The sequence below is a fragment of the Robinsoniella sp. genome (assembly GCF_034124845.1).
On record NZ_JAWYAJ010000243.1, the window covers coordinates 1 to 9,356 of the forward strand.

Genomic DNA, 9,356 nt, shown 5'->3' on the forward strand with positions numbered 1-9,356 from the left:
GCCTGCATTCCGCGAACGCCTTCTGTTAAATCATAACTTACAGCCTGACCTTCTTCTAAAGATTTGAAGCCTTCTCCATTGATTGCAGAGAAATGTACGAAAACGTCCTGTCCGTCTTCTCCTGTGATAAATCCGTAACCTTTTTCTGCGTTAAACCATTTCACTGTACCTTTGTTCATTTTGTGGTACCTCCATTAAAATATTGTGCTCTTGAAAATAAAAAATTCACCAGCTATTACAGATTATATAGGTGCTAAATATAATCTCTAATAACTAGTGAATTACTTTACATCCAATAAATCTTTGATACAAGTCAAATTATAGCCGTTTAAGGGGAAAATGTCAAGCAAAAAATAAGGAATTTAAGGGCATTCTGATAGGAAAATATTTTAGGGAAAATCCTCTGATTTTTCTGGGTTGGAACCTCTATCTATTCGTTAATAATTATGTTAAAATAGAACAAGAAACAGGTATTTTCTGGAGATAAAGGAGCTTAGCGGTTATGACAAATTATGAAGAGCATGAAATCATTACTTTTGCCGACAATATTCTAAAAAAATATTTTTGCGAAGGAGATATAGATTATTTAATTTCTACGTTAAGCCAGGACATTATCTGGCTGGGAGCGGGAGAAAAACAGCGTGCGGAAGGAAAGGAAGAAGTCAGCCGCCACTTTTTGGATGGAAAAGATGATCTGATTCTTTGTGATATGTGGGATGAGCGTTACGTAGTATCAAAACTGGGACCTGATTATTATCTCTGTGAAGGGGAAAGTATGCTGGAAGCGAAGCCGGATACTGGAATGAATATGTATACCAGGCAAAGAGTTACTTTCATATTCAGAAGAACGGAAAATGGTCTTGAAGCGATGCATATACATAATTCGGTTCCCTTGTCAGCTTTGGGGGATGATGAATTGTTCCCGGTTGAGGCTGCCAAGGAAGCCTATAAGAAGATGCAGGAAAAGGTGATCGAGCAGAACCGTCAAATTGAACTGATGATGTCACAGCTCCCGGGAGGGATGGCAGTCTGCAAAATGGATGAGTTTTTTACTGTTAGCTGGATCAGCTCTGGTCTCTGCCAGGTATTGGGTTGCGAAAGAGAAAACGGGTACTCTGATAAAATCCAGATTTGTTTCCGGGATTTTATATTTCCGGAAGATTATAAAAAAGTAAGAAAGCAGGTTGAACAAGCTTTTAATGAAGGGGATACTTACTCCATAGAATACCGTATTCTGCGTCCGGATGGAAAAGTTTTGTGGATTATGGATATTGGCAAGAGGGTTGGGGATGGGGATGAACCCGCTATATCCTGTTTTATAACAGATATATCCGATCGTAAAAATCAGGAGTTTAAGCTTTTGAAAGCAAACCGGGATGTGAAAAGGCAGGCTGATTTCCTGACACAGCTCTATGACACCATTCCAAGTGGAATTATTCAGCTCAGTACGAAGCCCAGCCATAAAATATATTATGCAAATCGTTGTGCCTGGGAAATTTATGGATACAATGAAGAGGATTTTCTTCAGAATAAAAGAGATACTTTTGATTTAATATTAAAAGAAGAGAACCAGCATTACCGATTAATATTTGACAGTTTAAAGTGCACCGGTGACAAAGCGTCTTATGAAAGAGAAGGAATCCGAAAAGACGGGACCAGGTATTGGATCAGTGTATATATGGAGCGGCTTATCAATGCCAATGGCGTTGAGGTGATACAGGCAGTGCTCAATGATATTACCGAGAACAAGCAGCTTTCCAGGGAGAGAGAACAGGGACAACTGCTGGAAAACCAGATTTTGAGAGCTGCCATTTTTACAGCATATCCGTTAATTATGAAGATTAACCTGTCGCAAAATACATATGACTGCCTGACAACAGGGAACTTTATTATGCAGCATGATGCCCACGGAGATTATAATGAGATGGTAGATAAAGTGCATACTCTGATCTATCCGTCCTACCGGGAAGAGTATCGGCGTACTTTTGAAAGAGTTGGTATTCTGAAGCGGTTTGAAAGCGGCAGCCATGACATTTATACTGAATTAAGGCAGATGGGAGATGACGGGAAATATCATTGGATTGCCAACCATGTCATATTTGTTGACAATCCATACGATGAAGACATTCTGGCAATTATGCTGTTCCGGGTTCTGGATGAACAAAGAGCTGAGAAGGCACGACAGGAGCAGCTCCTGCGGGATACGCTGGCAGCTGCGGAGTCGGCTAATAATGCCAAGTCAGATTTCTTATCCAGAATGAGCCATGATATCCGCACACCAATGAACGCAATTATAGGTATGAGTACAATCGGGCAGTTAAAAGTAGACGATAAGAGCAGAATGCTGGATTGCTTTCAGAAAATAGATGCATCATCCCGATATCTGCTTGCCCTGATCAATGATATATTGGATATGTCCAAGATTGAACGCGGAAAAATGGTTCTTACCAATGCACGCTTTGATTTCACCGCATTTATAAAGAGCCTTACCGAAGTTATTTATCCACAGTCAGTTTTGCGTGGAATTAATTTTGAAGTCCATCATTTGGAACCGCTGGAGCGCTTCTATATTGGGGATTCCCTCCGCATGAACCAGATTTTAATGAATCTGATTTCAAATGCACTTAAGTTTACACATTCAGGAGGGGATATTTTCCTGGGGATACAGGAAGTCAGACGGTCGGAAGGTTCAGCTGTTCTGAAATTTACCGTTTCCGATACGGGTGTGGGTATGTCAGACGATTTTATGAAAAAATTGTACCAGCCATTTGAGCAGGAAAATACAGATATAGCCAGAAACCAGACCGGAAGCGGATTAGGACTTTCCATCGTGCATAATCTGGTACAGTTGATGAGAGGTAGTATCCAGGTGGAAAGTGCGGTAGGAAAAGGCACTTCTTTTAAAATTGAATTACCGCTTGGAGTGGCAGACGACTATATTCATGAGGAGACGGAACGCAAATCAAAAGAACTTTTAAAGGGGATCAGTGTTCTGATCGTGGATGATGACAGTATAGTAGGGGAACAGGCATCCGTGATCCTTTCCAATATCGGTGCCAAGTCAGTCTGGGTTGATTCCGGGCAGCGGGCAGTTGAGGAAGTAGAAACAGCGCTGGCTAATGAATGCCTCTTTGACCTTGCGCTCATAGACTGGAAAATGCCGGATATGGATGGTGTGGAGACCACCAGGAAAATACGTGAATTAACTGGTCCTGATACAATGATTATCATTATTTCTGCATATGATTGGAGTATGATAGAGATGGAAGCAAAAGCGGCAGGAGCGGATTATTTTATACCTAAGCCGTTATTTAAGTCCACACTTTATGACACACTGATTCAGCTTCAGATTACACATAAGGAGCCGGAGGTAAAAAAAGGTTATCACCTGAACGGACAGCATGTTCTTCTTGTAGAGGATAATGCGCTTAATATGGAAATAGCAAAATCCCTCCTTGAACTGCATGAAATAGTGGTAGATATGGCTGAAAATGGGGCGGAGGCTCTGGGAAAATTTCAGAGCGTGCCGGATAATTATTATCTGGCGGTCCTTATGGATATACGGATGCCTGTAATGAATGGCCTGGATGCCGCCAGATCTATCAGAAGCCTGCAAAAGAAAGATGCTGGGACTATTCCAATTATAGCAATGTCCGCAAATGCATTTGACGAGGATAAAATTCTGGCTTTTGAAGCGGGAATGAACGGATATCTGGTGAAACCGGTAGATGTGGATAAATTATTTGATACTCTTGAAAAGTTTTTATAGAGGAAGTGTATAGCGGGCAGCAGAAGTATGGGGATATTGTTCATTCAATATCTCCATTTTTTTGCATAATAATAAAAAAGTACTTTACGTGATGGAGTAATTGTGCTATGATTACTTCATCAGATAAAGTAATTACTCTACGTGATGAAGAACAGGGGGTGGAGATTTGATCAGCAGCGATGTTTTAAGGGGTTATAATGACTCAATTCTTCTAAGTATCCTGTTAAAAGGAGATTCCTATGGATATGAAATTTCCAAGGAAATTAAGCGGATCTCAGATGAAAAATACGTAATGAAAGAAACAACACTCTATTCCGCTTTTAACCGTTTAGAGAAGAATGGATATATTGAATCCTATTTTGGTGATGAGACTTACGGAAAGAGAAGGACATATTTTCGGATTACGGATGCCGGGAAAAATTACCTGACGGAAAAATGCCGGGAATGGGAGCTTACTAAGGAAGTAATTAATAAATTTTTAAAGGAGATGAGCTGATGGATACGATTAGAACATATGTGGATACCATGTTCCGGGGACTTATGATGTCCAGAGAGATGGAACACCTGAAGGAAGAAATTCTGGGTAATATGGAGGAGAAATACCAGGAGTTAAAGAGAGACGGGAAGAGCGAAAATGAAGCGGTAGGGATTGTAATCTCCGAATTTGGCAATATTGATGAGCTAATCAAAGAATTTGGAGTTGATCCGCAGAGTGCTGCCAGCCGCAGTGATTATAACCAGATGACCAGTGCAGAAGTGGACGAATACCTGAGAAAAAGTAAGAAAAGTGCAAAGCTGGTGGCGGTTGGAGTGGATATCATACTCGTGGGAGTGGCATATATGGTGTTGATGTTCGGGCTTTTGGATGACGGTGGGTTTAATGAAAATCTGTTAGTTGGCATTACACTGTTTCCACTGCTTTTCGTAATCATTATTTCGGTAGGATTATTTATATATTCCGGTTTTTCTCTGGAAAAATATAAGAATATTGAAAAAGGTGAATTTCAGATATCATATGAAACAAAGGCATTTTTGGAAAGATTAATCGAACAGGAAAGACCTACAATGGTTGTCTCTGTAATTGTAGGTGTAAGCCTGTGCATTGCTTCTCCGATACCGGTCATATTGGGCAGGTTCATGAATGACAAAGCATCGGTTGCGGGAGTCAGCCTTTTACTGATTATGATTGCAGCGGCAGTATACCTGTTTATTGTATTTGGAACAAGGTCAGAATGCTGCAAACGCCTTCTGAAAATTGAGGAATTTGCCATAGAAGAGCAAAAGAAAAACAAAGTAATCGGAGCTGTGGCAGCAGTTGTATTTCCTATTGCGGCTTTGGTTTTTCTCATTTGGGGGATTGGTTTTGGAGGATGGAAAATATGCTGGATTGTCTTTCCAGCAGCCGGTATCTTGTTCGGAATCTTTGCATCGGCTTATTCCAGCCTTAAAGGAAATGCTTAAGCTAGCAGGGAACAGTATAGAGCAGGCTGAGAAATAGCACAGAGCAGCATCAGAATAGCATAGAACATCATCAGCAAAGGAGTATCAAAAGGCAGCCATATATGGGGTTAAAACCCTGATATAAGGCTGCCTTTTGATTGTAAGCTTGCAACAACGGAGTTTCTATGTTAAGATGTAACAACAATCAAATGCCCCAGCAGCAATTGTTGGGATATCTGATCCTCGCAGCGGCAGACAGATGATACAAAAGTGCGTTAATACGGAACACTGCCAGCGGAAATAAATGAATGAGGTATACAAATGAGTAACGTGGTTTTAATCGGAATGCCTGGCGTAGGCAAGAGTACGGTCGGGGTTATTCTGGCTAAAGTGCTGGGATATCATTTTGTGGATGCGGATATATTAATTCAGGAGCAGGAAGACAGACTGCTTCGGGAGATTATTGAAGAAGACGGCGTAGATGGGTTTATAAAAATAGAAAACAGGGTGAACAGCGGGATTCAGGAAGAAAATGCCGTAATCGCTACCGGTGGCAGCGTGGTATATGGAAAAGAAGCTATGGAGAACTTAAGCCGCATTGGAACTGTAATATATTTACAATTGGATTACGAACCTTTGTCAAAGCGTCTGGGTGACCTGAAAGGGCGCGGTGTCGTTCTGAGAGAGGGTCAGACACTTTCGAATCTGTTTGATGAGCGGACGCCGCTTTATGATAAATATGCAGATATTGTTGTCAATGAGGCCGGTTTAACGGTGGAAGAGACACTGGATGCAGTTGTGGAAGGTCTGAAGAAATTGGGGATTGCACCTGGAGACAGATCGAAGCGCAGGAAAAAATAGACAAATAGAAATACATAATTTTGTAACATTTTGCCATATTTTAGGGGTAATAGTGCACAGGAAATACTTTTTGATTGTATTTTTTTTGAAAGATATATGGAAAAAATTACTTAAATTTTAATTTTTGTTTACAAAAGTAAAGAATGTGATATAATATAGTTTAGATATTTTAAAGGGGTAACAGTGAGACAAAATTCGAGGGGTCGTTTTTGTCTGTAGATTTGAAGAGAGTATAAATAAGTATAGAGGTGTCCTATGGAACAATATATTATTAAAGGCGGTAACCCACTGGTAGGTGATGTTGAAATCGGTGGGGCTAAGAATGCAGCGCTTGGAATCCTTGCGGCCGCAATTATGACAGATGAGACCATACTAGTAGAAAATTTACCAGATGTACAGGACGTGAATGTACTGTTAGAAGCTATCAGTGTAATTGGCGCCAAGGTGGAACGAGTAAGCAGGAGCGCAGTTTTAATTAATGGCTCCATGATTGGCAGTGTCAGCGTGGATTATGAGTTCATAAAGAAGATAAGAGCCTCTTACTATTTATTAGGAGCGTTATTAGGAAAATACAAGAGGGCAGAAGTACCTCTGCCGGGAGGATGCAATATCGGAAGCAGACCGATTGATTTGCATTTGAAAGGTTTTAAGGCATTAGGAGCAAAGGTGAGCATTCAGCATGGTGCAATTGTTGCCCAGGCGGACAGACTCGTTGGTAAGCATATCTTTTTAGATACCGTTTCCGTTGGTGCTACAATCAATATTATGATGGCGGCTACCATGGCGGAAGGATATACCATTATTGAGAATTCAGCGAGAGAGCCTCATGTAGTTGATGTGGCAAACTTCCTGAATAGTATGGGAGCAAATATCAAAGGCGCAGGTACCGATGTGATCCGTATCCGCGGTGTTGAGAAGCTTCATAAAACAGAATATTCCATTATTCCGGATCAGATAGAAGCAGGAACCTTCATGTTTGCAGCAGCAGCAACGAAGGGTGATGTTATGGTGAGAAATGTGATTCCAAAGCATTTGGAAGCCACAACAGCAAAATTAATTGAAATTGGCTGTGAAGTTGAAGAATTTGATGATGCGGTACGCGTTGTCGCATCAAAACAGTTACGCAATACCAATGTTAAGACATTACCATATCCTGGATATCCTACGGATATGCAGCCCCAGATCGGAGTTACCCTGGCACTGGCAACAGGGACCAGTATTGTAACGGAGAGCATCTTTGAGAATCGTTTTAAGTATGTGGATGAGCTTGCGAGAATGGGAGCAACCGTTAAGGTTGAAGGTAATACGGCAGTTATCTACGGAGTGGACAAACTGACAGGTGCACAGGTGAGCGCACCGGATTTGAGAGCTGGGGCAGCCCTTGTAATTGCAGGACTTGCAGCAGAAGGAATTACGATTGTAGATGATATCGTTTACATTCAGCGTGGCTATGAGAGTTTTGAAGATAAACTTCGTGGGCTTGGAGCTGAAATAGAGAAAGTGTCCAGCGAAAAGGAAATACAGAAATTTAAACTTAGAATTGGTTGAAACACCATATAGCAGTCAGGGACGGAGGATTTTTTAAATCCTTTGTCCTTTCTTTGTTTATTTTTGGGGAAAATGGGATAAAAGGTTGTACACAAAGAATTATTTCTTTGCATTTTAATAAAATATGGGAGGATTTCAAGATGGAACAGGAGAAAATATTTCGTTTTGCAATTATGGGAGCAGGGGGAATAGCAGAAAAATTTTGTGATGCGGTTAACCGGCTGGAGAATATGGAAGTTGTGGCGGTAGCCAGTAAAAGCCTGGAACGGGCGGAGCAGTTTGCAAAGAAGAACCATGTAGCAAAGGCTTATGACAGTTATGAACAGATGTTAAAGGATGCTGACCCGGATGGAGTCTATATTGCGACAACGCCTAATTATCATTTTGAACTTACCATGCTCTGCCTGGATTATAAAAAACCAGTGCTTTGTGAGAAGGCAATGCTGGTAAATGCAAAAGAGGCAGAGGAAGTTTTCCGAAGGTCTAAAGAGCTGGGGGTATTTGTTATGGAGGGCATGTGGTCCAGATTCCTGCCCCATAACATAGTTGCAAAACAATGGCTGGAAGAAGGAAAAATTGGAAATGTGGAACTGGCGGAAATAAACATTGGATTCCCGGCAGGCAATGATCCTAAGAACCGCTTCAACAACCCGGAACTGGCTGGCGGTGCGGCAACGGATGTGACGGTCTATTGCTTTGAGCTGATGACCTATTTCCTGGATCGTCCCATTCGGGATATGCATACATATATGATTCGGTCTGAGACAGGAGTGGATAAGACGGAACAGATATCCATTTTATACGACAATTGTATTGCGAATATGCATGCAAGCATAGCAGCCAGATTTAACGATGAAGCGGTATTTTATGGAACGGATGGCAAAATCGTGGTTCCACTGGTACATTACGGCCAGGAATGCATCTTATACCGTGACCAGGAGGAACCGGTGCACTTTCAGGATCAAACGGAAAATGGATTTGTCTTTGAAATACAGGAGATGGTTGACTGCGTGAGACGGGGTGAGGTGCAGAGCAAGACAGCGCCTCATGAAATGACAATTCGCTGCGCTGAAATGTTTGACCAGTTAATGGGCAGAAAAGAATAATACCCTATTTTCTGAATTTATAAGTTTATTTCGTTAAAATTGTAATTCTTCTTTATAAATATCATGTTATATAGTATGATATTAACTGATACTGTTCATAATCAGAGTAAAGGAGAAAACGAACATGAAAAATAAAAACATGAAGTATATCATTGCCGGAGTCGTAGTGCTCGTTGTAATCGCAGTTATAGCGGCGGTAGTGGTGACAGGAAAAAAGAAAAATAATTCTGAAGATAAAGTGAGTAAAACAGAACAGACGTCAGAGGCACAGACGGAACAAAAAACAGAAAGTACCACAAATTCTACGGAAGAAAAAACAGAGGGATCATCCGAAAATTCGGAAGAAAACGTAATTACGGCCATGTATCTTACCTATGGCGAGGATAACTTTATATTTATTGATACAAAAAACGGAACACTTTTTACGGCACCGATTCCTGAAGGGGGACTGGTGGACAAAGATGGTAAACAGCTTGAGCAGAAAGATCTGGCAAGAGGAAATATCCTGAAGATTTATGGCAATGGAATTATGCTGCAGTCTTATCCTGGACAATATCCGGGTGTAACGAAAATGGTACTTGACCAGACTGGAAAACCGGAAGATGCGGACCAGTATAACGAATTGATTGACC

General features: G+C 41.1%; 7 protein-coding genes and 1 pseudogene. 7 read left to right on the forward strand and 1 reads right to left on the reverse strand.

The features are described from left to right. A partial coding sequence (locus tag ACH2DQ_RS11975) for a cold-shock protein (protein WP_395026871.1) occupies positions 1–179 on the reverse strand: 179 nt, incomplete at its 3' end. A 323-nt stretch (positions 180–502) separates the two neighbouring features. Here ACH2DQ_RS11975 and ACH2DQ_RS11980 point away from each other — a divergent pair. The 7 genes and pseudogenes from ACH2DQ_RS11980 to ACH2DQ_RS12010 all read left to right on the forward strand — a co-directional run. Then, positions 503–3,769, forward strand: coding sequence for a response regulator (locus ACH2DQ_RS11980; protein WP_394911025.1), 3,267 nt, complete (start codon positions 503–505; stop codon positions 3,767–3,769). Positions 3,770–3,935: 166 nt separating this feature from the next. Further along, positions 3,936–4,265 carry a PadR family transcriptional regulator gene (locus tag ACH2DQ_RS11985; RefSeq protein ID WP_394911026.1) on the forward strand — a complete coding sequence of 110 codons (330 nt, stop codon included), beginning with the start codon at positions 3,936–3,938 and terminating at the stop codon, positions 4,263–4,265. Then, entirely contained in the window at positions 4,265–5,230 is a 966-nt protein-coding gene (locus tag ACH2DQ_RS11990; RefSeq protein WP_394911027.1) for a permease prefix domain 1-containing protein, read from the forward strand. Before ACH2DQ_RS11985 ends, ACH2DQ_RS11990 begins: the two co-directional genes overlap by 1 nt. Positions 5,231–5,530: 300 nt before the next feature. Beyond that, positions 5,531–6,070 (forward strand): shikimate kinase, encoded by a 540-nt coding sequence (locus ACH2DQ_RS11995; RefSeq protein ID WP_394911028.1) that lies wholly within the window; start codon positions 5,531–5,533, stop codon positions 6,068–6,070. 255 nt (positions 6,071–6,325) lie between these two features. After that, positions 6,326–7,618 carry a UDP-N-acetylglucosamine 1-carboxyvinyltransferase gene (locus ACH2DQ_RS12000; protein ID WP_394911029.1) on the forward strand — a complete coding sequence of 431 codons (1,293 nt, stop codon included), beginning with the start codon at positions 6,326–6,328 and terminating at the stop codon, positions 7,616–7,618. A 140-nt stretch (positions 7,619–7,758) separates the two neighbouring features. Next, entirely contained in the window at positions 7,759–8,724 is a 966-nt protein-coding gene (locus ACH2DQ_RS12005; protein ID WP_394911030.1) for a Gfo/Idh/MocA family protein, read from the forward strand. A 124-nt stretch (positions 8,725–8,848) separates the two neighbouring features. Beyond that, a pseudogene (locus ACH2DQ_RS12010) lies at positions 8,849–9,356 on the forward strand (hypothetical protein); the annotation flags it as partial.

What these genes read in the sequence shown, in the direction of transcription:
- ACH2DQ_RS11980 (WP_394911025.1), top strand. Translation starts at nt 503, where the DNA reads ATGACAAATTATGAAGAGCATGAAATCATTACTTTTGCCGACAATATT.
- ACH2DQ_RS11990 (WP_394911027.1), top strand. Translation starts at nt 4,265, where the DNA reads ATGGATACGATTAGAACATATGTGGATACCATGTTCCGGGGACTTATG.
- ACH2DQ_RS11995 (WP_394911028.1), top strand. Translation starts at nt 5,531, where the DNA reads ATGAGTAACGTGGTTTTAATCGGAATGCCTGGCGTAGGCAAGAGTACG.
- ACH2DQ_RS12000 (WP_394911029.1), top strand. Translation starts at nt 6,326, where the DNA reads ATGGAACAATATATTATTAAAGGCGGTAACCCACTGGTAGGTGATGTT.
- ACH2DQ_RS12005 (WP_394911030.1), top strand. Translation starts at nt 7,759, where the DNA reads ATGGAACAGGAGAAAATATTTCGTTTTGCAATTATGGGAGCAGGGGGA.